Source organism: Lentzea sp. NPDC042327, assembly GCF_040647275.1.
Lineage (GTDB): Bacteria > Actinomycetota > Actinomycetes > Mycobacteriales > Pseudonocardiaceae > Lentzea.
Genome location: NZ_JBEZBX010000015.1, coordinates 116,176 through 139,528, shown reverse-complemented (window position 1 = coordinate 139,528; position 23,353 = coordinate 116,176). Strand labels below are relative to the sequence as shown.

Annotated in this window: 23 protein-coding genes; 16 read left to right on the top strand and 7 right to left on the bottom strand. The window is 71.1% G+C overall.

Features of this window, described 5'->3' with window-relative positions:
* Nucleotides 1-33 precede the first annotated feature (33 nt).
* Entirely contained in the window at nt 34-831 is a 798-nt protein-coding gene (locus AB0A63_RS31925) for an EI24 domain-containing protein (protein ID WP_360397751.1), read from the top strand.
* An 18-nt stretch (nt 832-849) separates the two neighbouring features.
* Here the strand turns inward: AB0A63_RS31925 and AB0A63_RS31920 are convergent, their stop codons facing one another.
* Together AB0A63_RS31920 and AB0A63_RS31915 are read right to left on the bottom strand one after the other, a co-directional pair.
* Nucleotides 850-2,799 (bottom strand): beta-propeller domain-containing protein, encoded by a 1,950-nt coding sequence (locus AB0A63_RS31920; protein WP_360397749.1) that lies wholly within the window; start codon nt 2,797-2,799, stop codon nt 850-852.
* Nucleotides 2,800-2,875: 76 nt separating this feature from the next.
* Nucleotides 2,876-3,691, bottom strand: coding sequence for a serine protease (locus tag AB0A63_RS31915; RefSeq protein ID WP_360397747.1), 816 nt, complete (start codon nt 3,689-3,691; stop codon nt 2,876-2,878).
* Nucleotides 3,692-3,859: 168 nt separating this feature from the next.
* Here AB0A63_RS31915 and AB0A63_RS31910 point away from each other — a divergent pair, with 168 nt between their 5' ends.
* The 8 genes from AB0A63_RS31910 (at nt 3,860) to AB0A63_RS31875 (ending at nt 10,938) form a co-directional block, all read left to right on the top strand.
* Nucleotides 3,860-4,234, top strand: a complete 375-nt coding sequence (locus tag AB0A63_RS31910; protein ID WP_360397745.1) for an FKBP-type peptidyl-prolyl cis-trans isomerase — start codon at nt 3,860-3,862, stop codon at nt 4,232-4,234.
* 146 nt (nt 4,235-4,380) lie between these two features.
* Nucleotides 4,381-4,908 (top strand): YbaB/EbfC family nucleoid-associated protein, encoded by a 528-nt coding sequence (locus AB0A63_RS31905; protein WP_360397743.1) that lies wholly within the window; start codon nt 4,381-4,383, stop codon nt 4,906-4,908.
* Nucleotides 4,909-4,940: 32 nt separating this feature from the next.
* On the top strand, nt 4,941-5,249 hold the full coding sequence (locus AB0A63_RS31900) for a type VII secretion target (protein WP_360397741.1): 309 nt from the start codon (nt 4,941-4,943) through the stop codon (nt 5,247-5,249).
* Nucleotides 5,249-9,013 carry a hypothetical protein gene (locus tag AB0A63_RS31895; RefSeq protein WP_360397739.1) on the top strand — a complete coding sequence of 1,255 codons (3,765 nt, stop codon included), beginning with the start codon at nt 5,249-5,251 and terminating at the stop codon, nt 9,011-9,013. The genes AB0A63_RS31900 and AB0A63_RS31895 overlap by 1 nt, the downstream gene beginning before the upstream one ends.
* Nucleotides 9,013-9,360: a hypothetical protein gene (locus tag AB0A63_RS31890; protein ID WP_360397737.1), complete on the top strand. Its 348-nt coding sequence runs from the start codon at nt 9,013-9,015 to the stop codon at nt 9,358-9,360. Before AB0A63_RS31895 ends, AB0A63_RS31890 begins: the two co-directional genes overlap by 1 nt.
* Nucleotides 9,361-9,369: 9 nt before the next feature.
* Nucleotides 9,370-9,732 (top strand): hypothetical protein, encoded by a 363-nt coding sequence (locus tag AB0A63_RS31885; protein ID WP_360397735.1) that lies wholly within the window; start codon nt 9,370-9,372, stop codon nt 9,730-9,732.
* Nucleotides 9,733-9,734: 2 nt separating this feature from the next.
* The gene (locus tag AB0A63_RS31880) at nt 9,735-10,034 is read left to right on the top strand and encodes a hypothetical protein (protein WP_360397733.1); all 300 of its coding nucleotides are present in this window, start codon (nt 9,735-9,737) and stop codon (nt 10,032-10,034) included.
* Nucleotides 10,035-10,056: 22 nt separating this feature from the next.
* Entirely contained in the window at nt 10,057-10,938 is an 882-nt protein-coding gene (locus tag AB0A63_RS31875; RefSeq protein WP_360397731.1) for a hypothetical protein, read from the top strand.
* A 53-nt stretch (nt 10,939-10,991) separates the two neighbouring features.
* Here AB0A63_RS31875 and AB0A63_RS31870 read toward each other — a convergent pair whose 3' ends face one another.
* On the bottom strand, nt 10,992-12,152 hold the full coding sequence (locus tag AB0A63_RS31870) for a glycosyltransferase 87 family protein (protein WP_360397729.1): 1,161 nt from the start codon (nt 12,150-12,152) through the stop codon (nt 10,992-10,994).
* A 144-nt stretch (nt 12,153-12,296) separates the two neighbouring features.
* On the opposite strand from AB0A63_RS31870, the gene AB0A63_RS31865 reads away from it, so the two are divergent.
* Nucleotides 12,297-12,881, top strand: a complete 585-nt coding sequence (locus AB0A63_RS31865; RefSeq protein WP_360397727.1) for a DNA-binding protein — start codon at nt 12,297-12,299, stop codon at nt 12,879-12,881.
* 29 nt (nt 12,882-12,910) lie between these two features.
* Nucleotides 12,911-13,567 carry an RES family NAD+ phosphorylase gene (locus AB0A63_RS31860; protein WP_360397725.1) on the top strand — a complete coding sequence of 219 codons (657 nt, stop codon included), beginning with the start codon at nt 12,911-12,913 and terminating at the stop codon, nt 13,565-13,567.
* A gap of 48 nt (nt 13,568-13,615) precedes the next feature.
* Here the strand turns inward: AB0A63_RS31860 and AB0A63_RS31855 are convergent, their stop codons facing one another.
* Nucleotides 13,616-15,475 carry a S9 family peptidase gene (locus tag AB0A63_RS31855; protein WP_360397723.1) on the bottom strand — a complete coding sequence of 620 codons (1,860 nt, stop codon included), beginning with the start codon at nt 15,473-15,475 and terminating at the stop codon, nt 13,616-13,618.
* 89 nt (nt 15,476-15,564) lie between these two features.
* On the opposite strand from AB0A63_RS31855, the gene AB0A63_RS31850 reads away from it, so the two are divergent.
* Nucleotides 15,565-16,767, top strand: coding sequence for an amidohydrolase family protein (locus AB0A63_RS31850; protein ID WP_360397721.1), 1,203 nt, complete (start codon nt 15,565-15,567; stop codon nt 16,765-16,767).
* Here AB0A63_RS31850 and AB0A63_RS31845 read toward each other — a convergent pair whose 3' ends face one another.
* Complete coding sequence (locus tag AB0A63_RS31845) at nt 16,768-17,766, bottom strand: TerC family protein (protein ID WP_360397719.1); 999 nt, start codon at nt 17,764-17,766, stop codon at nt 16,768-16,770.
* 369 nt (nt 17,767-18,135) lie between these two features.
* Here AB0A63_RS31845 and AB0A63_RS31840 point away from each other — a divergent pair, with 369 nt between their 5' ends.
* The 4 genes from AB0A63_RS31840 (at nt 18,136) to AB0A63_RS31825 (ending at nt 22,532) form a co-directional block, all read left to right on the top strand.
* The gene (locus AB0A63_RS31840; protein ID WP_360397717.1) at nt 18,136-20,982 is read left to right on the top strand and encodes an alpha/beta fold hydrolase; all 2,847 of its coding nucleotides are present in this window, start codon (nt 18,136-18,138) and stop codon (nt 20,980-20,982) included.
* The gene (locus AB0A63_RS31835; RefSeq protein WP_360397715.1) at nt 20,975-21,109 is read left to right on the top strand and encodes a hypothetical protein; all 135 of its coding nucleotides are present in this window, start codon (nt 20,975-20,977) and stop codon (nt 21,107-21,109) included. The genes AB0A63_RS31840 and AB0A63_RS31835 overlap by 8 nt, the downstream gene beginning before the upstream one ends.
* Before the next feature lie 245 nt (nt 21,110-21,354).
* A complete protein-coding gene (locus AB0A63_RS31830; protein ID WP_360397713.1) occupies nt 21,355-21,612 on the top strand; it encodes a hypothetical protein in 258 nt (85 codons plus the stop codon).
* The gene (locus AB0A63_RS31825; protein ID WP_360397711.1) at nt 21,609-22,532 is read left to right on the top strand and encodes an ABC transporter permease subunit; all 924 of its coding nucleotides are present in this window, start codon (nt 21,609-21,611) and stop codon (nt 22,530-22,532) included. The genes AB0A63_RS31830 and AB0A63_RS31825 overlap by 4 nt, the downstream gene beginning before the upstream one ends.
* On the opposite strand, the gene AB0A63_RS31820 is transcribed toward AB0A63_RS31825, so the two are convergent.
* Both AB0A63_RS31820 and AB0A63_RS31815 read right to left on the bottom strand, forming a co-directional pair.
* A complete protein-coding gene (locus AB0A63_RS31820) occupies nt 22,533-22,937 on the bottom strand; it encodes a VOC family protein (RefSeq protein WP_360397709.1) in 405 nt (134 codons plus the stop codon).
* 64 nt (nt 22,938-23,001) lie between these two features.
* Complete coding sequence (locus AB0A63_RS31815) at nt 23,002-23,343, bottom strand: MmcQ/YjbR family DNA-binding protein (RefSeq protein ID WP_360397707.1); 342 nt, start codon at nt 23,341-23,343, stop codon at nt 23,002-23,004.
* Nucleotides 23,344-23,353 lie beyond the last annotated feature (10 nt).

The window sequence follows — 23,353 nt, the reverse complement described above, 5'->3', positions numbered from 1 at the left end:
TCCCGCCGGGGCGGGCCGACTACCCTCGTGCGCGTGATCAAGGACTTCGGTGCCGGTTTCGGACTGCTCCTGCGCGGCTTCCGGCTGGTGTTCAGCTCGCCCAAGCGGGTGCTGGTCGGGGCGCTGCCCGCGGTGCTCACCGCGGTGCTGATGATCACCGGCTGGACCCTTCTGTTCACCAACATCGACTCGGTCGCCGGGTGGCTCACCGGGTTCGCGGACTCGTGGAGCGAGACCTCGCGCGGCGTCGTCGAGGTCGCCGTCGGCATCTCCGTCGTCGTGGCGGCGCTCGGGTTGAGCGTGCTGCTGTTCACCGCCATCACGCTGATGATCGGCGGCCCGTTCTACGAGTACATCGCCGAGGAGGTCGAGGACGAGCTCGGTGGTGTACCCGAGGCGGAGCAGGTCGGGTTCTGGCGCGGGTTCGTGGTCGGGTTGCGCGGCACGCTGCTGCTGGTCGGCACCTCGGTCCTGTTCGCGGTCCCGCTGTTCCTCGGCGGGTTCATCCCGATCGTCGGGCAGACGCTGATCCCGGTGCTCGCCGTGTGCATCAACGGCTACCTGCTGGGCATCGAGCTCACCGGCATCCCGTTCACGCGCCGCGGCCGGACGTTCAAGCAGCGCCGCAAGCTGCTCGCCACCCGCCGTTCGCTCGTGCTCGGCTTCGCGGTGCCCACCTACCTGCTGTGCCTGATCCCGCTGGCCGCGCTCGTCGTGATCCCGGCGGCGATGGCCGGTGGGACCGTGCTGTCGCACCGGCTGCTGTCGGGTGAGCAGGCGGTGCGGCCCGCCGGACCGGTCGGACCGGCGGGACCGGGGTACGTCGCCTAGGGCGCTCGCTCGGAACGGTCAGAACGGCAGCCAGGCCTGCTGCGCGAGCCCGTTGCGCGCGACGACCTGCACGCCCGCGGCCGACACCGACCACAGCTGGTCGCCGATCACGATGGTGCGCCGCGCTCCGCCGTACTGCTGCGTCTGCGGTTCGGTGATGCGGCCGGTGTCGCGCAGCTGGTCGCCGTCGACCCTGAGCACGACGGAGGTGGCGTTCTGGGCCGACCTGTAGGTCGTCACCGGGACCACGAGCGTGCCGTCCTGCGGCCAGAACAGGAACGCGTGCGGGTCGTACTGCGCCTCGGAGCTGGAGTCCGGCAGGTGGAACTGGGCGAGCCGCTGCGGTGCCGCGGGGTTGCGGACGTCGAACAGCGACACCTGGGTGCCGGTCGTGCGGCCCTGCTCGGTCGCCTCCTGGCCGACGCCGATCAGCCTGCCGTCGCCCGCGGGGTGCAGGTAGGCGGAGAAACCGGTGATCTTCAGCTCGCCGGTCACCCTGGGCCGCACCGGGTCGCTGAGGTCGAGCGTGTAGAGCGGGTCGGTCTGGCGGAACGTGACGACGTAGCCGGTGCGGCCGATGAAGCGGACGCTGTAGATGCGTTCGCCCTTGCCGAGCCCGTCGACCCGGCCGACCTGGGCCAGCTTGTCGCCGTCGCGGCGCAGCGTCGTGACGGCGCTCTGGGTGGGCGGGGGCTGCGGGCTCCCGGCGTCGCCTGCCCGCCAGCAGCACCGCGACGTGGTGCCCGAGGTCGTCGCGACGCGCAGCACGCCCTCGTGCTCGGACAGCGAGTACTGGTTCAGCAGCGTGCCGGGGACCTCACCGGACGCGACGTGCTTCGGCGGGCCCGCCTGGCCGATGTCGAACTGGTGGATCGCCGTGGTGACCGGGCGCGCGACGCCCGGCCGGTCCGGCAGCTCGGGCAGCAGCCGGTGGTCGTCGGCGATGTAGAGGGTGCGGTCGGTGCCGTAGACGGTGTCGCCGTCGGCCACGATCGACACCGGCTGACCGGTGCCCAGCCGGCCGGACAGCTCGAACGTCAGCACGGTCAGCATCGACGACGCCGCGTGCACCGCGGGGTGGCTGACGTTCGCGCAGTCGACCAGGGTGCCGCTGGTCTTCGCGCCGTCCTGGACGAGCTCGTAGCGCGGCAGCCAGGACGTGATCGGCTCGTTCTGCAGGATCTCCCGGTTGCGCCGCAACGCACCCGCGTCGTTCGTCGTCTGGTCCGGGTAGACCCACGGCAGGCGCGGCGAGGAGCGGACGACGACGCGGGCGGTGCCGCCGACCTGGCGGGCGTCGAGGTAGCCGCCGTCGGTCTTGAGGCTGCCGATCTCCTTGAGCGCCTTGAGGTCCACGAGCACGATCTCGCTGCCCTCCAGCGCCCCGGGCGGGTACGGGCGGGCGTCGGGTGCGAAGCCGGCGTCGTGGATGGGAACCGGGTTCTGCACCACCAGCAAAGCGCGGTCGCCGGACACCAGCAGCTGCGTGGCGTGCCGGTCGCCGAGGTCGAGCGTGCCGGACAGGGAGCGGCTCGCGACGTCGACGACGCGCAGCTTGCCGTCGGCGATGGAGATGACGCGCCTTCCGTCCGTCTTCACGAGGTCCGGCTCGTCGACGCCCTTCTCGTGGACGTTCGTCGTGGAGTGGCCCTGCTGCTCGGCGGGCGGTGTGGCGGCCTTCGGCACGGCCTCGCGTTGCGCGACACCGGCCGAGGAGTCCGCGGCCATGCCCTCGGCGGCGGTCAGCGGGAAGTTCCGCCTCCCGCCCAGCCCGAACGCCGTGACGTAGGGGGCCATGGCGGAGCGCAGCTCCTCCACCGCGCCCTCGCAGGAGTCGTACGCGACCAGGCGCACCGGGCCGTGGTCGACGATCGGCGCGGGGAAGGTCTCGTCCCGCACGGCGGAGCTCGCACAGACCCCGGTCACGGCCACGACGGCGGCGCCGGCCAACAGCTTTCTGCCGTTCATGCCACCAGGACGGAACGAGGGCCGGAAGGGGTTGCTCCGCCGTCGCAGCAACCCCTTCCGGCGTTCTCGGGGTGAGCTAGGAGTTGATCTGCTGCTGGATCTGCGTGGCGTAGGTGGAGACGCGCGCGTACACGCCGGGGTAGCCCGCGGACGCGCAGCCCTCACCCCACGACGTGATGCCGATCAGCTTGCCGCCCGCCACCAGCGGGCCACCGGAGTCGCCCTGGCAGGTGTCCGTGCCGCCCTGCGCGTACCCGGCGCAGACCATGTGCGTGGCGTTGAAGTCGCTGCCGTACGAGCTGCTGCAGCTGGAGCTGCTGGTCAGCGGCACGGTGGCCTTGAGCAGGTAGCGCGAGGCCGAACCGCCGCTGGAGGTGGTGCCCCAGCCGAGGATCGTGGAGCTGGTGCCGGCCGCGTACAGGGCGCTGTCGGCGGAGGTGGCGAACTTGATCGGGGTCTGGCTGAGGTTGCGGTCGAGCGTGAGCACCGAGACGTCGTAGCCGCGGGTCACGTCGGTGTAGCTGGGGTGGATCCAGATGCGCGTGACGCGGGCGACGGTGCCCGCGGTGGAGTTCTTGTCGTCGCGGCCGGCCACCACCCGCACCGCCGAGGCCGAGTCGCCCTCGGTGCAGTGCGCCGCGGTGACGACCTTGTTGGGCGCGACCAGGGTGCCGCCGCAGTACTGGAAACCGCTGCTGGTGGCCAGGTACACGACGAAGGGGTAGGTGGACGTGCTGGCGCGCGTGCCGCCGACGATCTGCGCGCCGAGCTCGCCGTCGGTCACCGGAGGGGTCGGAGCTGCTTCGGCCGCGCTGATCGCCGCCATCGGCAGCGTCGCCGCCACCAGTGCCGCGCCCAGCCATGACCGGAGGCGGTGCAGGGTTGCCGCCATGATCATCTCCTTCTTCTGTTGTGCTCCCGGTGCAGAGCCGGGAGTTCTTCAAGGATCAACAGGGTTTTACGAGACGGGCAAGGGCCGGTCCGCGTAGGCCATTCGGCCGTCCGACCACACGCGTGATTGGATCGGGCGCGAACAACCCCGTTCCGAGAGGAAGTTGTGATGGCCCCCACGAAGCCCGAGGTCGACCCGCACGACGGCCCGGCGCCGGCCGACCTGCTCATCCAGGACATCACCGTCGGTGACGGCGAGGAGGCCACGCCCGGTCAGCGCGTCGTCGTCCACTACGTCGGCGTCTCGCACTCGACGGGCGAGCAGTTCGACGCGTCCTGGGACCGCGGTGAGCCGTTCATGTTCCCGCTCGGTGGCGGCCGCGTCATCCAGGGCTGGGACCAGGGCGTCGCCGGCATGAAGGTCGGTGGCCGCCGCAAGCTCGTCATCCCGCCGCACCTGGGCTACGGCGCCCGCGGCGCCGGTGGCGTGATCAAGCCCAACGAGACGCTGATCTTCGTCGTCGACCTGATCAAGGTCGGCTGACGCACGTCGGCCCCTGATGGCGTTCCACTGGTCCGTTCAGTGGAACGCCATTGGTCTGCGCAGCCGATTTGCTCCACTCGTGGAACGGGACCACCCCCGGCTGCGTCATCCTGTCAGTCCGCCACCGCAGTAGGAGGGGAACCACGGTGCCAGAGGACATCGCCGGGTCGGAGCAGATGCTCGCGGGCTGGGAGAAGAACGTCCAGGAGCGCGCAGCCCGCTACCAGGAGATGGCGACGCGCGTGCAGGGGATGACGATCTCCGAGCGGTCCTCCGACGGCGCGGTGGAGCTCACCATCGGGTCCAACGGCATCCTGCAGCACCTGGTGATCAACGAGTCCGCCGCCGGCCGCCGCATGGCCGAGGTCAGCGGCGAGATCATGAAGCTGCTGCAGCGCGCGCAGTCCCGCATCCCGGAGCTGCTGCAGGCCGCGATGGCCGAGACGATCGGCACCCAGGACGAGACCGCCAACGTCCTGTTCAACGAGGCCAAGAAGAACTTCCCGGCACCGCCCGCGGAGGACCCGCCGGCCGCGCCGCAGCACCACAACGAGCTGAGCTTCCGCGTGGAGGACGACGCACCGCCGTCCCGTCCCACCCCGCCACCACCGCCGCCGCGCCGCCGTCCGCCTTCGGACGACGACGACTTCGGCGGGGAGTCCGTGCTCTCCTGATCCTGTCCGCTGCTCGAACTTGAGGGGGTTCGATGACTTCCGGTGGTTTCAACGTCACGTCCGACGTCCTGGAAGCGCACGTCAAGGCGCTGCAGGGCCTCCAGGGGAGGCTGCAGGGAGCCGTCGACGCGGCGAACACCGTGTCGATGCCGACTGACGCGTACGGCATCATCTGCCAGCCGTTCCGGATGCTGCTGGACCCCGTCGAGCAGTGGGGCATGGACGCGTTGAAGGGCGTCGCCGAGGCGATGGACGCGACCGCCAAGCGCATCGACGAGACCGCGAAGCACTACCAGGCGGTGGAAGACTCCATCGTGCGGACCCTCCAGGGCGGAGCCTGATGTCGTCACCCAACCCGCTGGTGGCCCAGGCACCTGCTGAGCCGTCGGGTTTCTTCAACGCGGGCACCGGTGACAACGGCTGGGCCACCGGCATCTCCATCGCCGAGTCCGCGATGGACACGTTCAACGGCATCAAGGACGGCAACTGGATCGAGGGTGGCCTCGGCATGGTCGGCCTGGTCGCCGACGCCGCCTCGATGGCGATCGACCCGTTCGGCACCCTGCTGTCCTCGGCGGCCTCGTTCCTGATGGAGCACATGCAGCCGTTGAAGGAGGCCCTGGACTGGCTGGCGGGCAACCCGCCGGTGATCGAGTCGTACTCGACGACGTGGAAGAACGTCTCGGCCGAGGTGGGCAAGGTCGCCGCCGAGTACAAGGCGTCCGTTGACGGCACTTCTGCCTGGACGGGTCCCGCCGCGGACGCTTACCGTGCTGCGGCGGGTGGTCAGCTGGACGCGTTGTCGGGTGCTGCTTCGGCCGCTGGGTCCGTGGGGACCGTTGTCGGTGTGATGGGCATGGTCGTCGGGTTCGTGCGGGAGATGGTGCGCGACCTGATCGCGGACCTGGTGGCGAAGCTGATCACGTGGGTGCTGGAGGCCGTGTTCACGCTCGGTTTCGGTACGCCGGTGATCGTGGCTCAGGCCGTGACGGCGATCTCGAAGTGGGCCACGCGGATCGGTGAGCTGATCCAGAAGCTGATCAAGACGATCAAGAAGGTCTCGCCGCTGCTGGGCAAGCTGGTCGAGATCTTCACGAAGATCATGAAGGTGGTCGGGAAGCTGGTCGGCAAGGTGACCGGCCTGGACGTGATCTCGACGAAGTCCATCAAGCCCGGTGGGCTGTTCCACAGCACGAACTCTCCGGACCTGACGCCGTCCGGGTCTCCGTCGGGGTCGCACTCCGGTTCACCGTCTTCGTCCACTCCGGACTCTTCGCCTTCTTCTCCCTCCTCGTCTTCTTCGCCTTCGAGCCCGCCGCGCACCCCGGATGCTCCGTCCACTCCGGACAGCTCCCCGTCCGCTCCTGGCTCTGGTTCGCCGCACACGGGCCCGTCGTCCACCCCGGACGCCTCTGCCGCGCCCCCGCGCAACACCGGCCAGACCACCCAGTCCTCGGTCGCCACCCCCGAAGCGCCGGCTCGCGCGGACGTCCCGCACGCCCCGCAGCCCTCGCGCACCCCGGACACCACCCCGTCGTCGTCCCAGCCGGGCCCGATGGGCAGCGCACCGAACGCCGCCGGCAACGCCCCCGCCGGTCGCCCCGGCACCCCCGGCTCGCGCGGTGACGTGCCCCCGTCCGCCCCGGCCGCCCCGCGTTCCCCGGACCACTCGACGACGGCCTCCCGCGCCGACGCCCCGTCCCGTCCGTCCACGCCTCCGACGCACTCGGCGCCTTCGGCTCCGTCGTCGCCGTCGATGCCGTCGTCCCCGTCCGGCGGCATGCCCTCCGCCCCCGGTGGCGCCCCGCACGCCCCGTCGTCCGGTGCTCCTTCCGGCGCCCCGCGCACCGACGCGACCCCGCCCAGCCGCGCCACCGCTCCCTCGGCGGCGGCACCGCACGCCCCGTCGACTCCGCACACCCCGTCGACCCCGTCGGCACCCCCGGCGGGCGGCGGCACCCCGCACTCCTCTTCCAGCGGCTCCCCGTCGGCCGGCTCCCCGCGCACCGACACCCCGATGCGCCCGCAGCCGTCCACGCCGTCGGCCCCGAGCGCTCCGCACACCCCGTCGGCCCGCACGGACGCGCCCACCGCGCCGTCCTCCCGCCCCGACGCACCCCAGACCCGTCCGGCAGGCGGCCCGACCGCGCCGTCCCGTCCCGACGCCCCGCACACCGGCACGACCACGCCGTCGTCGCGCCCGGACGCCCCGCACAGCGGACCGGCCGCACCGCACAGCCCCAACACACCCCAAACCCCCACCGCGCCGCACTCCCCCACCGCGCCGCACGGCGGCCCGAACACCCCGTCCCGCCCGGACGCGCCGCACCGTCCCGACGCCCTCAACCGTCCCGACGCCGGCCCACGCCCGGACACCTCCCGCCCCCGCACGGACGCCCCCGCGGGCCACCCGTCCCGTCCCGACGCCCCCACGCGCCCGGACACCCCGCACCGCCCCGACAGCCCGTCCCGCCCCGACGGCTCCCGTCCGCACTCGCCGGACTCCCCGCGCTCGCGCGGCACCGGCACCGACGCACCCCCGCACCACGCGCCGGACGCGACCCGCCCCGAGGCGGCCACCCCGCACTCCCCCGCGGCTCCGCACTCCCCCGACGCACCACACCACCCCGACGCGCCACACCACCCGGACGCCGACGCGCCGTCGCACACCCCGGACAAGCCGCACGACCCGGACTCCCCGGACCGCCCCCACGACACCGACGTGGACACCACACCGGCGGACCGCCCGTCCCCGGAGGCCGCACACCAGCGCCACGCCGAGCAGACACCGGCCGGCGTCTCGCACCACGGCGGCGACCTGGACATGGGCGACCTGCCCCACCGCGTGCCGGACGACCCGCGCTACTTCACCGCGGACGTCCACGTCACCCCGGACGGCCACGCCCGCATCGGCGGCCACGACTACACCCCCGCCGAGTACGCGGACATGCTGCGCCGCGGTGGTTACGACGGCAGTCGCCCGGTCCGCCTGATCGGCTGCGACGCGGGCAGCAACGACTTCGCCCAGCAGCTCTCCCGCCACCTCGACGCCCCGGTCCTCGCCCCCACCAAGCCGGCCTGGACCGACGTGAACGGCCGCGTCTTCACGAGCGACGCCGACATCCGCCCCGACGGCACCCGCCAGCCGAAGATCCCGCCGAACGGCGAGTGGGAGACCCACCACCCGGACGGCACGAAGACCAAGACCGGCGACGACGGCTACGCCCCGGACACCGAGCGCCACGACCCGGACGCGACGACGGACACCGACGGTGCCGTCGACCGCGGCGAGCCGCCCTACGAGCGGGACCCGGAGTTCGCGCACCACCCGGACGACCTGCCGCCGAACCGCGCCGAGCCGCAGGTGCTCGAACAGCTGGACCCGGACAGGTGCCAGGTCGACGAGAACGGCCTCATCACGCACTACGACGGCCAGCCGATCGAGCGGTACCTGAACAGGGTCCTCGAAGACCGCGCCAAGCTGATCGAGAACAAGATCGCCGACGGCACGATCAAGCCGCCGGACCACCCCGCGCAGAACATCCAGAAGTACGCGAACAACAACGTCGTGTGCACGTCGGTCTCGGTCGACCGGCAGACCGGCCGGATCTACGAGTCGGTCAACGGCTCGAACACGGACCTGATCCCGGAGGACAAGCTCCACCCGGCGCTGGCCGCGCGCCGCGACGCGATGATGGGCAACCCGCCGCCGGACGGCGACGGCCTGGGCTACACCCAGCCAGACCGCAACCCGGACCGCCTCGGCCAGCCGCTGCTCGACCGCAACGGTGAGGAGTTCCGCACGCCGTTCCCGATCAACGACGCGCCGACGAGGCACGCCGAGGTCAAGAACGTCAACCAGATGCTGCTCGACCGCGGGGTCCCACCGGACGTGTCCCCCGAGGAGCTGCGCAAGATCCTGGGCGAGATGCGCGTCGACAACGCCTTCACGCCGGCGAAGGTCGGCGCGGTCAGGGACGGCCGCTTCCCGGACACCGCACAGTGCTGCGCGAACTGCACGCGGATGATCGACGGCGTGCCCAGCTCCGCTGGTAAGCTCACCCATCCACCTGGTGACCCGCGGCTCCAGGTCCTGCCGGAGTGATGACCATGCGTGTGAACATCGAGGACACCGAAGACGACTACAACGGTGTCCTCCACGAAGGCGTCCCGTTCACCGGCGAAGTGGTGGAGATCGGCGCGGACGGCAACCTGATCTCGCTCTACACCTACTACACCGGCGTGCAGGACGGCCCGTACTCCGAGTGGTACGGGCCCGACCGCCCGTTCAAGCAGGGCACCATGAAGTTCGGCATGCTCAGCGGCGTGAACCGGCAGTGGCACCCCAACGGGCAACTGGCGCTGGAGACCGAGTTCGACGACCGGGGCCGCCAGCTGTACCGCAGGGAGTGGGACGAGACCGGCGCGCTCACCTACGAGCACAGCGCCTGAGCGATCCCGTTGCGCGTCAACAGGAGCAAGACGGTCGACACCCCGGCGGCGATCCTCCTGCACGACGGTGAACCGTTCACCGGCGAGCTCGAGGACACCGACGCCGAGGGCAACGTCATCGCGCTCTCCTCCTACGTCGACGGCATCGAGCACGGCCCGCAGACCGAGTGGTACCCGAGCGGTGAGAAGCAGGCCGAGGGCCGGTGCCATCGGGGATCACCGGTCGGCGAATGGCGGGAGTGGCACCGCAACGGGAAGCTCGCCGAGCACGACCTGTTCAACGTCTTCGGCGAACTGGTCGAACGGCGGCGGTGGGACGAGCACGGCACGCTCCTCGTCGACGTGAGGTCCGGCATCACTCGGGGGCTCTGACGGTGCGCATCGACAGCGGTGAGTCGTACCTGGACGTGACCAGGGACGCCGACGGCAACGTCATCGCCCTGGTCACCTGCTGGCAGGGCATCGCCCACGGCCCGCAGACGCTCCGGTACCCGAACGTCCGCAGGCGTCTGGCGCTGACCGCGTCTCCCGGCCGCGAACCGGAAGACCCACCGCGAGTGGCCCCGCCGGGGAACCACCGGGAGATCAACACCCTCGGAACCAGTGTGAACGGGTCGAAGCCACCGACCCGCCCGCACGTGCACGGGCAGCCCGATAAGATCAGCGCGTTGTGACGGGGAGAGGGGCGAGGAGCACATGGGCCAGCCAGCGACACCGCTGAGCGAGCAGGAACAGCAGCAGCTCGTGCGGCAGATCGGCCGTGCCATGCTGCCGGCGATGCCGCAGGGCTGGCAGCGCATCCGTGCCGAGTACCGCGCGGCGGGCAGGCACATCGAGGTCGACCTCGCGTTCGCCGGGCCCGACGGGCAGCTGCGGCCGGTGCGGCCGCCGATGGACGTGGTGCAGATGTTCGGCCAGCTGCGCGCCGGGATGTACCAGCCGGACCGCGGCACGTGGCTGAGCGCGACCTACGAGATCGAGGCGCCCGCGGCGTTCACGGTCGACTTCAACGCCGAGGACGAGCCGCGCTGGCGCAACACGCCGCCGCCGATCGGGTTCCGCGACGAGCTGCAGACGTTCCCGCGGCCGGACCAGCTGATCCCGGACTGGTGGCGGCAGCGCGTCGGACTGCCGCCGCTGCCCCAGCCGGAACCGGAGCCGCAGCAGGAGTTCCACGTCCCGCCGCAGCAGCCCGAGCAGCAGCCGTCGGCCGACCTGCGCACCGCGAAGGTCTACGACGGCAAGAACGACGACGGCCGCATCGTGGTGAACCGCCAGCCGGTCGACCCGCAGCTGGTGGACAACCTGCTCACCTACCTCGAGACGGCGCCGGTCGTGCTGGCCGCGCGCAGCTACGACGTGGACGAGTTCTCCGCCAACGGCGAGCAGGACGTGCCGCTGAACTTCCGCACCGACGGCACCTGGGTCTGGGCCGGCGCGGTGCCGCACTACCTGCGCAAGTACGGCCTGCCGCCGGAGCCCGAGCTGGTGGCGCACGCGGTGTCGCGCGGGTTCCGCATCGGTGAGGTGAGCGAGGCGGCGCAGGACCGCGCGGTCTCGCTGATCACCGGTCAGTGAGCGAGAAGTGCTGAAGGGGGCTCGGCTGCGGCCGGGCCCCCTTCTCCACGTTCTCAGCCCGCGGTCGCGACGACGGGGCGGCGTGCCCGCACGGCGAGCGTGACCAGCACGGCGACCCCGGCGACCACGTAGAGGTTGCCGATCACCTGCTGCCACCACGCCCACTGCTGCTCCACGTCGTTGTCACGCGGGAACAGCCAGTGCGGCCCCACCGCGAACACCGCCACGACCAGCCACGACGCCCAGTGCCGCCGCAGCGCGGGCCGCGACAGCAGCACCAGCGCGGGCGCGATCCAGATCCAGTGGTGCCCCCACGAGACCGGCGAGATCAGCAGCCCGCCGAGGGCCACGGCGAAGAACGCCTCGACCTCGCCGACACGTGCCGCCACCCACCACGTCAGCGCCACGACCAGCAACGACAGCACGACCCAGGTGAGCACCTGCGGACCGCTCTCCAGCCCGAGGCGGGCGAGCAGGCCGCGCAACGACTGGTTCGACGCGTAGGTCAGGCGTCCGACGCGAGCGGGGTCGAGCAGCGCGTGCGTCCAGTACTCGCGCGCGTCGCCGAACGCGATCAGGAACCCGAGCAGGCCGAACGCGAAGAACGACGCGATCGACACGAGCACCGGCTTCCACTGGCGCCGGGCCACGAAGAACAACGCGAAGAACGCGGGCGTCAGCTTGATCGCCGCCGCGAGCCCGATCAGGGCGCCGCGCGGCCACCAGCGGGTGCGTTCGAGCAGGCAGTCGGCCATGACCAGCACGCCGAGCAGCAGGTTGACCTGCCCGAACCAGAGCGTCTCGCGCAGCGGGTCGAAGATCGACGACACGGCGGCCGCGCCGAGCCCCCACTTGACCGCCTCCGGCCCCCACCCGAGCACGCGCGAGGCCGCGACCAGGCACAACGTCGTGAGCAGCGCCAGGTTCGCCACCGCGACCGCGAGGATGGCGACCACCAGCGGCACGAGCGCGAGCAGGCTGAACAGCGCGGCGGCGGCCGGCGGGTAGGTGAAGGGCAGGTCGGGGCCGCCGAGCGGCTTCGCGAACCCCTCGACGTAGAGCGGGAGGCCCTGCAGCAGCGCGTCACCACCGTTGCGGTAGACGCGCAGGTCGAGCGACCACCCCGGCGGGCGGAGCATGACGTACGCGAGCGTGCCGATCATGACGACGGCCCACGCCACGACGACGCGCTTGGCTCCCCGGTCCAGCTGCATCGGGAAATCCTAGCGATGAGGGTGCTGAGGCCCACGTCACGGACACCGGGCCGGATTTCTCACGTAGCGTCGTCGCGTGACCGCGGAACGTGGAACTCTGTTGGTGGAGCGCACAAATGCGCACGCTCGGGCTATCCTGTGCGCATGAGCCCCGCACTGGAGACGGTGCTGGCCAAGGCCGGCCTGCAGGTGACGCCCGACGAGTTCCTCGCGCTCGTGACCGACGCGGCGCGCAGGCTCGCGCCGCCACATCCCGAGCCGGTCAGCTACTTCACCCCCGAACAGCAGACGGCACTCGCCGACGTGGGCCTCGACCTGTCCCCGGCCGGCCCGTCCGACGCCAAGCCGCGCACCCGCACCGTCGTGGCGCACGCGGTCCTGCGCGACTCCGCGCTGACCGTCGCCGACGCCGCACGTCAGCTGCAGATCGACACGAGCCGCGTCCGCCACCGCCTCGGCGTGGGCAGGCTCGTCGGCTGGAAGGACCGCGGCAGCTGGCGCCTGCCAGCCTGGCAGTTCGCCGGCACCGGCGTCCTGCCCGGCCTCGAAGCCGTGCTCACGGCCGTGCCCACCGACCAGCCGGCGCTCGTCGTCGCCGCGTTCATGACCACCGCCCAGGAGGACCTGCTGGTCGACGGCAAGCCCGCGACACCCCGCGACTGGCTCCTCGCAGGAGGAGACCCGCGCCTCGTCGCCGACCTGGCCTCAGCGCTCGGCACCCCCGCCTGAGCCGTTCCCGAACACCCGACAGGACCCGAATGTCACGGCTTCCGCAGCCGCCTGCCCCTGCCGTGCTCCAGGCACACCTGCGCCGCACAGAGGACGTGGTGGCCGTCCACCGCGCGACCCGGCTGGTGCGCGTCTTCACGGCCAAGGGCTCCCACCCGCAGCGCTGGAACTCGTTCCGCTACGCGGGCCCCCTCCCGCACGCCCGCTTCGACGCGCAGGCCCCGACCCCCGACGGCAAACCGGCCCCGGACCACGAGAACGGCGTCCTCTACTTCGGCCTGTCCGTCCGCACCTCCGTCGCCGAGGTCTTCCAGGCCACCTCGATGGTCGACCGCCGCACCCGCTCCCCGTTCCTGGTGGTCCTGCGCCCGCGCCGCACCCTGCGCCTGCTGGACCTGGGCGGCCTGTGGCCGACGCGGGTGGGCGCCTCGCAGGAGATCTCGACGGGCCCGAAGGCCGTGACGCAGGCGTGGGCCCGCGCGATCCGCGCGGCCTACCCGGAGCTCGACGGGCTGTGGTACCGGTCGTCGATGGACTCGGGCGACCCGGCCGTGTGCCTGTGGGACCCGCCGGGAGCTTCGGGGCTGCCGGCGGCTCCGGACGTGTTGCTGCCGTTGGACCACCCGGGACTGGACCTGCCGTTGGCGCGGGTGTGCGAGGAGCTGAACTACACGCTCCTGGGCTGAGGTCCCCGGCCCGTCCGGCCGAGGACCCCGGCCGAACGGGTCAGTTCCTCACAGGTAGCGCCCCCACCACTCCAGCACCGCCGCGAACCGCTGCCTGCGGTGCCGCGGCTGGCCGGACCGGGTCAGCTCGTGCCCCTCGCCGGGGAAGATCAGCATCTCCGCCTCGACGCCGCGCCGGCGCAGGGCCACGAACATGCGCTGGGCCTGTTCGAGCGGGCAGCGCCAGTCCTGCTCGGAGTGCACGACCGCGAACGGGATGGTGATCTTCTCCGCGTAGGTCAGCGGGCTCATCGCGCGCTGGGCCTCGGGGTCGGGGCCGCAGTAGGCGTCGGGGAAGTAGTAGCCGATGTCGGAGGAGCCGGAGAAGGAGTCCCAGGCGTTGACGGCGCGTTCGCTCCAGGCCGCGCGGAAGCGTTCGCCGTGGTGCGCGGACAGCCAGGAGGCCATGAAGCCGCCGTAGGAGCCGCCCATGACGCCGACGCGGCCGGCGTCGCAGTCGGGGCGTTCCAGCGCCACGTCGAGCAGGGACAGCACGTCGTCGACGTCGACGGTGCCGAACTTGGCGACCACGGCCTGGCCGTGGGCCTGACCGTAGCCCGCGGAGCCGCGCGGGTTGGGCAGCACGACGGCGTAGCCGGCGGTGGCGTAGACCTGGGCCTCGTCGAAGAAACCCCAGCTGTGGTACATGAACGGGCCGCCGTGCACGGCCAGCACGACCGGGTGCGGGCCGTCGCCGTCGGGCAGCACGAGCCAGCCGTGGACGGGGTAGCCGTCGGAGGCGGAGCCGGTCAGCTCCACCACGCGGCGGGCCGGCACCTTCGAGAACGACGTGCGCGTGCCGGTTCCGACGAACTCGACCTCACCGGCGTTGTCCGGAGTGGACACGACGGCGACGACGGTGGACCCGTCGGAGGCGAACGACTTCACCACCGCGGACTCGCCCGCGAGCACCTCGCCGGTGCCGCCGCCGGACAGCGGGATTCGCCGCAGCTCCACGGCACCGCGGTTGCGGACCGCCACCAGCACGTCCGGACCGACCACCACGGGCGGGCCGGACAGCCGTTCGACGTCGACGGATTCCTCGTCGGTGAGCCGCTCCGGGCCACCGGAGCCGTCCAGCGGCGCCCGCCACAGGCCGGTGTTGCGCGCCACCGCGTCGATCCCGGTGAACTCCGTGCCCAGCCAGTGGACGAACCCCTCGGCGACGAACGGCATCGACACCTCGCCCCGGCTGCGGACCAGCACGGACGCCGGGCCACCGGAGGCCGGCACCGTGTACAGGTCGCTGACCAGCGTCTCGGCCGCGCCGAAGTCACGTGGTGCGGCGAACACCAGCTCCTCCGGGGACAGCCACGCCGGGTCGGCCACGTCGAAGGAGCCGTCGGTGACCTCGGTGACCTCGCCGGACAGGTCGGTCACGTGCAGTCGCGGCCGGCGGTCGAGCAGGAAGCCGACGTCGTCGACGCGGTAGTCGAGCCGCGTGATGCGGCGCGGCGCCTCGGCCTCGGGGCCGTCGTCACCGGTGCCGTAGCGGCCCTCCTCCGGGATGCGCGCCACGAACGCGATCCGCGTCGAGTCCGGCGACCACACCGGGGCGCCCGCGCCCAGCGGCAGATCGGTCAGCTTGCGCGGTTCACCGCCCGCGGTCGGCATGACATAAAGCTGCGGTTTCGTTTTGCCCGAAACGCGCAGGAATGCCACCTGGGTGCCATCGGGAGAAATACGCTGTGCATGATCACGGTCACCGTGTGTCCACGGTGTCGTGCTGCCGTCGGGGTGGACCCGGTGCAGGCCACCCCGGTAGGTGTTGGTGGCGAAGTCGGGCGTGGCGAGGCTGACCAGCACCAGGTCTCCGGACACCGCGACGGTGCCGGGCGTGGTGAGCAGCTCCAGGTCTTCGGGGCGCACGGCACGGACGGTAACAGGTTTCTTTAGCAACGCTCACAACGTTTTGTTGACCGATCACAAAAATTGACTCGCCACATAGATTTCCGCGTATGACGCGCATCGTGTTCTCCGGTGGACGGGTCTTCACCGGCACAACGACCGAGCCAGGCGACGTGGTGGTCGAGGGTGACCGCATCGTCGACGTGGGCACCGACCTCGACGGCGACACCAGGGTCGACGCCACCGGCCACACCCTGCTGCCGGGGCTGTTCGACTGCCACGTGCACTTCATGTTCAGCGGTGCCGACCTGGTCCGCGACCTGAACACGCCGTTCTCGCTGCCCTTCTACCAGGCCATCGGCAACATGCGCGCGACGCTCGACTGCGGCATCACGACCGTCCGCGACGCGCTCGGCGCCGACCTCGGGGTCGCGGAGGCGGTCCGGCGCGGGCTCGTCCAGGGGCCGCGCATGCAGATCGCGATCAACATGGTGTCGCAGACCGGCGGCCACAACGACGACTGGATGCAGTGCGGCGCGCACGTCAGCCCGCCGCTGCACCCCGGCCTGCCCGACACCGTCGCGGATGGTCCCGAGGAGCTGCGCAAGGTCATCCGCACGCTGGTCCGCCACGGCGCGGACATCATCAAGATCGCGTCCAGCGGCGGCGTGATGTCACCGCGCAGCAACCCGCGGCACGCGCACTTCCGCGACGACGAGATCGCGATGATCGTGCAGGAGGCCACCGCGGCCGGCATCGCGGTCATGTCGCACGCGATGAGCGGTGACGGCATCCTCACCGCCGTGCGCAACGGCGTGCGGTCCATCGAGCACGGCGTGTTCCTCACCGACGAGGGCGTCGAGGAGATGCTGCGGAACGGCACCTGGCTCGTGCCCACGCTGATGGCGCCGCGCATGGTGCTCGACCAGGCCGCCCGGGGTGTCGCGATCTCCGACGTGGTCCTGGACAAGGCGAAGATGGTGGTGGCGCAGCACTTCCAGTCGTTCCAGAAGGCGCACCAGGCGGGCGTGAAAATCGCCATGGGGACCGACTCGGGCGTGGGACCGCACGGCGACAACCTCACCGAGCTCACCCTGATGACCGAGTACGGCATGACGCCCGCGGAGGCGCTGCACGCCACCACGCGGTCCGCGGCGGCGTTGCTGCGCCTGGAGAACGAGCTCGGCGAGCTCGCACCGGGCAAGCTCGCCGATCTGGTTCTGGTCGAGGGGGACGCCGAGCAGCACGTGAAGGCCGGAACGCTGAGGCAGGCCGTCCGCGCCGTCTACCAGAACGGCGTCCCCGTCGGGTAGCTAGTGGTCGGCGCCGATGTGCTTGGCGGCTTCCGGGTGGCGCTTCACCTTGAGCAGGCTGGCGATCGTCGTGATCGCCAGCACGCCGACGATCACCGACAGCGAGACCTCGATGCCGATGGTCGGCACGTGGAAGGGCTCGCCGCCGTTGAGGAACGGCAGGTTGTTCGTGTGGAGCGCCTCCAGGATCAGCTTCACGCCGATGAAGCCGAGGATCACCGAGAGGCCGATCGACAGGTAGACGAGCTTCGCGAGCAGGCCACCGAGCAGGAAGTACAGCTGGCGCAGACCCATCAGCGCGAACGCGTTGGCCGTGAACACCAGGAACGGCTCCTTGGTGAGGCCGAAGATCGCGGGGATCGAGTCGAGCGCGAAGAGCAGGTCGGTGGAGCCGATCGCGACCATCACGATGAACATCGGGGTCACGAAGCGCTTGCCGTCGATCTTGATGAACGACTTGGCGCCGTGGAACTCGTTGGTGACCGGGAAGACCTTCCGCACCACGCGGAGCATCAGGTTCTCCTTGTACTCCTCCTCCTCGTCGTGGTTCTCCCTCGCCAGCTGCCAGCCGGTGTAGATGAGGAACGCGCCGAAGATGAAGAAGACCCAGCTGAACTCGGCGATGAGCGCCGCGCCGAGCGCGATGAAGATGCCGCGCATGACGAGCGCGAGCAGGATGCCGATCAGCAGCACCTTGTGCTGGTGGATCGCGGGCACCTTGAACGTCGTCATGATGATCAAGAAGATGAACAGGTTGTCGACGCTCAGCGAGTACTCGGTGATGTACCCGGCGAAGAACTCCGTCGCGTACTGCCCACCGGAGAAGTACCAGATGCCTGCCCCGAACAGGGCGGCCATGGCCACGTAGAACACAACCCACCGGGCGGCCTCACCGATCGTCACCTCATGGGGTTTTCGATCGACGATCACGAGGTCCACGGCGAGCAGGACGAGCAGACCAACGATCGTCGCGATCCACATCCATGCGGGGACGTTCACAACCCAACCTCCGGGATTCCTCAGCGCACGCCAAACAACCCGGAGGTCTCCTCCGCCGTCCGGCCGGTCCTGTGAAGACCACCCGCACGACCGACGGCACCGGAAGCCCGACGCTGGACTCCGTACTGACGACACCGCCGCTTAGGGAGTACTCCCCTCCATCCTGCGTGAATATTGTGCTCCACGACGACCGGTTAGCGCCACACAGGGTGAGCAGACCCACGCAACCAGGTGCGATGGGAATACATTGCGTGTTCTCGTGAGCAGTACCGGACCGAACCTGAAGCCCGGCTGAAGATCGACTCTTGCTGAGACCGGCACCGGGTCCCGACAGGTCGCTCTCAGCGAAACTCGCATATCGTCATCGCTGTGTCCCGCCTCTCCCGCATTCGCGGCAGGTGGTCGATCCCCGCTCTGATAGTGGTCGCGGCCCTCGTGGCCGGTGGCTTCTACTTCACCAGATCAGGCGACGACCCCGCGCCCGTGCAGTACAAAGAAGCGAACATCGACGCGCCCGAGAGCCCCGACAGCGCTCAGACGGTGACGATCGAGACGCGTCTTTACCTCCCCCAGCAGACGCCCGCGCCCGCGATCATGCTCGCGCACGGCTTCGGCGGCAGCCTGCGCAGCGTGCACACGCAGGCGGAGGAGTTCGCCCGGCGCGGTTTCGTCGTCCTGACGTGGTCCGCACGCGGTTTCGGCCGCAGCACCGGCCAGATCGCGCTCAACTCCCTCGACCGCGAGGTCCGCGACGCGCAGAAGCTCGTCGACTTCCTCGCGACCCGCGACGAGGTGCAGAAGGACTCCGGTGGCGACCCGCGCGTGGGCGTGACCGGTGCCTCCTACGGCGGTGCGCTGTCGTTGCTGCTCGCCGGCACCGACAAGCGGGTCGACACGCTCGTCCCGGTCATCACCTACAACGACCTCGCGCAGGCGCTGCTGCCGAACTCCGCTTCGGCCGAGCCGCGTTCCGACGCCACGCCGGGGGCGACCGCGTTCGGTGAGGACGGCGTCTTCAAGCGGTCGTGGGCGGGCATCTTCTTCTCGGCCGGCATGACGTCGATCGACCTCGCCTCGCCCACGGGCGAGGCGCCCGAGGTGGGTGACACCGAGTCGAACAACCAGGCGCCGGCACAGCAGCCGCAGCAGCAGCCGGGTGGCGGTTCGGGCGCGGCCGCACAGCCGCCCACGCCGTCGCTGGGCGCCTGCGGCCGGTTCACGCCCGCCGTGTGCACCGCCTACACGGAGGTCGCGACGACGGGCAAGGCCTCGCAGCAGACGCTCGACCTGCTGCGCCGCTCGTCACCGGTCGAGGTCACCGACAAGATCACCCAGCCGACGATGCTGGTGCAGGGCGAGCAGGACACGCTCTTCGGCCTCGACCAGTCCGACGCCACCGCACGGCAGATCGCCGCGGCGGGCGGCAAGGTGAAGACGGTCTGGTACGCGGGTGGTCACGACGGCGGCAACCCCGGCGCCACGCTGCGCGGGCAGATCGCCGACTGGATGGTCTTCCACCTGATGGGCAAGGGCACCGACCCCGGTACCGGCTTCGAGTACCAGGTGCAGGGCGCGTTCCGCTCGTCCGGAACGCCGTCGCTGCGCACGGTCGTCGCCCCCTCCTACCCCGGTCTGGCGCCCGGTTCCACGAGCGAGCGCCGTTCGGTGAAGCTCAGCGGCCGCGAGCAGGTGGCCGTGAACCCCGCCGGCGGCAACCCGGCGGCGATCTCGAACCTGCCCGGTCTCGGCTCGGCGCTGGCGCGGTCGTCGTCGATCTCGTCGCGGCTCTCGCTCGACCTGCCCGGTCAGGCGGCGGTGTTCCAGTCCGACGCCCTGACCTCGCAGCTGCTGCTGACGGGTTCCTCGACGGTCCGGCTGCGGGTGGCGCGCGGTGACCAGAACAGCGGCGAGGCGGTCCTGTTCGCGAAGCTCTACGACGTGTCGAAGGACGGCACGCGGGTGCTGCCCGGCTCGGCCGTGGCCCCGTTCCGCGTGGCGCTGCCGCCGGACGGTTCCGCCGCCGAGGTGACCGTGACGCTGCCGCCCGCCGTCCGCCCGGTCGAGAGCGAGCACCGGCTGGCGCTGGTGGTCTCGACGACGGACCAGGCGTTCGCGAACGCCGAGCAGCCCGCCGCGTACCGCATCTCGCTGGCCGACGACACCATCTCGGTGCCGGTCGTGCCGGGCCGCAACGTGACGACCGGTTTCCCGGTGGCCGCGCTGTGGGGCATCGTGATCACGCTGCTGGTGCTGATCGGCGCCGGTGTCATCGCGATGTTCCGCCGCCGCCTGGCGCACGACTCGGACCCGGAGCTGTCCGGGGTGCCGCTGGTGATCTCGAACCTCACCAAGTCCTACCCCGGCGGCCTGACCGCGGTGAAGGACCTGTCGTTCCGCGTGGAGCACGGCCAGGTGCTGGGCCTGCTGGGTCCCAACGGTGCCGGCAAGACCACGACGCTGCGCATGGTGATGGGCCTGATCCACCCGTCCGAGGGACACATCCGGGTCTTCGGGCACAAGGTGACGCCGGGTGCGCCCGTGCTGTCGCGGATCGGGTCGTTCGTGGAGGGCTCCGGTTTCCTGCCGCACCTCTCCGGTGCCGAGAACCTGCGCCTGTACTGGGCGGCGACCGGTCGCCCGCTGGAGGAGGCGCACGTCGAGGAGGCGCTGGAGATCGCGGGCCTCGGCAACGCCGTGAACCGCCGCACCCGCACCTACAGCCAGGGCATGCGGCAGCGCCTCGCCATCGCCCAGGCGATGCTGGGTCTGCCGGACCTGCTGATCCTGGACGAACCGACCAACGGTCTCGACCCGCCCCAGATCCACCAGATGCGCGAGGTCCTGCGCCGGTACGCCGCAGCCGGCCGCACCGTCCTGGTGTCGTCGCACCTGCTGGCCGAGGTCGAGCAGACCTGTTCGCACGTGGTCGTGATGCACAAGGGCCAGCTCGTCGCCGCGGGCGAGGTGGCCGACATCGCGGCAGGCGGCGGCGAGGCGACGTTCCGCGTCGACTCCCCGTCGAAGGCAGCGGAGGTGCTGCGCAACCTCGAAGGCGTGCACGACGTGCACGAAGACGAGGACGCAGTGCACGCGTCGATGAACGGCGTCCCGCGCGCTGCCGCACTATCGGCCCTCGTGGCCGCCGGTGTGGCCGTGGACCAGGCGGGCCCGCGACGCAGGCTGGAAGACGCGTTCTTGGAGCTGGTCGGTGAATGACTTCCTGATGGCAGCGGCGTCCGCCACGGCGGACGCCCCGGACCCGGTGTCGCTGGAGGCGCTGGCGGAGGCGGGCCTCGACGTGGCCGCCTCTGACGACGAAGAGCAGCGGGAGGCCACCGCATGACCTCCACCCGCTCGGTGCCTCCCGCGCGCCCTCTGGCGAACGCCAACCGCATCCGCCTGAGCGCCGGCAGGCACGCTCCCGCAGGCGTCCCCTCCTCCTGCGAGCGCACGTCGCTCGCGCGCGAAGGGGGTCCCCTTGACTCAATTATCCCAGGCAGCACCGACAATTTCGGCGCACCGGACGCGGCGGAGGCCGTTGACCGCAGCGCGCACGGCGCTGGCGTTGCCGCTGAGGTGAGCACCTTGGTGAGCGCCGGCACGGCGAGCGCCCCAGCGACCGCTGACGTGGCGGGCACCGATGTGCCGGGCACATCGGTGGGCGCCGACATGGCGAACACCCCGGTGGGTGCCGACGCGCCGGGTGAGCACAGCCCGGCCGGTCACGGCGAGCACGACCCGGCCGACGGCGTCGGCGGGCAGATCACGACGAGCGCCGGCGTTGCCGGCGCGCGCGTCACGACCGCCACCGACGAGGTCGGCCGGCACGAGGAGGTGGACCGGTGAGCGAGAACGGCGTCCACACCGACCCCGGAGCGATCAGCGACCTCACCGAGGCCGCTGCCCACCAGCAGACCGAGGTGGCCGAGGACGGCTCCTCGAAGGGTTACCGGCCCCGCAGGACCTTGCGGATCAGCGTCGAGCTGCAGCGCCAGGTCAAGCGCCGCCGCACCCAGCTCGTGCTGGGCTTCCTGGTGCTGCTGCCGTTCATCCTGGCCCTGAGCTTCGAGCTGGGCGAGAGCCAGAACCGCCGCTCCGGCGGTTTCGTCGACCTCGCCACGGCCAGCGGCATCAACTTCGTGGTGCTGACGCTGTTCGTGAGCGGCAGCTTCCTGTTGCCGATGATCGTGGCGCTGTTCTTCGGCGACACGATCGCGTCCGAGGCGTCGTGGTCGAGCCTCAAGTACCTGCTGGCCGCACCGATCCCGCGCCACCGCCTGCTGCGCCAGAAGGCGATCAGCAGCGGCCTCCTCAGCTTCTTCGCCCTCGCACTGCTGCCCGCGGTCGCACTCGGCGTCGGCGTGCTGTGGTACGGCGCGGGCGAGGTCGTGAGCCCGACCGGTGAGGCGGCACCGTTCGCGGACGGCGTGCTCGGCATGGGGCTCGCCGTCTGCTACATCGCGATCAACCTGTTCTGGGTGGCGGGCCTGGCGCTGTTCCTGTCCGTGTCCACCGACGCGCCGCTCGGCGCGGTCGGCGGCACAGTGCTCGTGTCGATCCTGTCGCAGATCCTCGACCAGATCGAACCGCTCGGGGACCTGCGCAACTACCTGCCGACGCACTACTCGATGGCGTGGGCCGACCTGCTCTCGACCGACGTGGACTGGTCGGAGATGACGCGCGGGGTGTTCTCCGCGCTCGTCTACGGCGGCATCTTCACGCTGCTCGCGGCACGCCGGTTCATCACGAAGGACATCACCAGCTAGCTAGTGCTTGCCCTGCACGCAGAACTCGTTGCCTTCGGGGTCGAGCATGACGACCCAGTGCCCCATCCGGCCCTGGTCGAACTCCTCGACCTTCGTCGCACCGAGGGCGACGAGCCGGTCGACGGCCTCCAGACCCGCGTTCACGTCGAGGTGGACGCGGTTCTTGGCCGTCTTGCCCTCCGGCACGCGCTGGAAGAAGAACCGCGGCCCCGCGCCGTCCGGGTCGATGATCGCCGAGTAGTCGTTCCACCGCTCCTGCGGGATGTTGTTCGCCTGAGCGAACTCCTCCCAGGTCGCGAACCCGCCGGGCGGCGGCTGCACCACGTACCCGAGCGCCTCCGCCCAGAAGGCGGCCAGCTTCGCCGGGTCCGCCGCGTCCATCGTCACCTGGATTTCGGTTGCCATGGCGCAACGGTAAGACCGAATGCGGACAACCACTGTCCGGAGTGGTGGAAGATCGGAAACCGGGCTAGACCGGCCGCTTCCGCTTCGGCAGCCGCGCGACGACGGCGTCGTAGGACCCGTCCACCAGCTCCAGCAGGTCGTCGTCGGGCACCGAACCCTTGAGCGCGATGGTGTTCCACCCGTAACGCCCGATGTACCCGCTCACCGTGATGTCCGCGGGAAAGCGCTCTCTCCACACCGCGGCGGCCTCCCCGTCGGCTCCGCACTTGAGCCCGACGGTGTGCACGTCCAGCCCGACGAAGGCGAAGGCCTTCCCTCCCACCTTGCAGACGAGCTCGGCCTCACCCCACGGGTACGTCTCCTCCGCGCCGGGTTTGGCGGCGCAGTAGGCGATCAGCTCGTCCATCGTCACAACG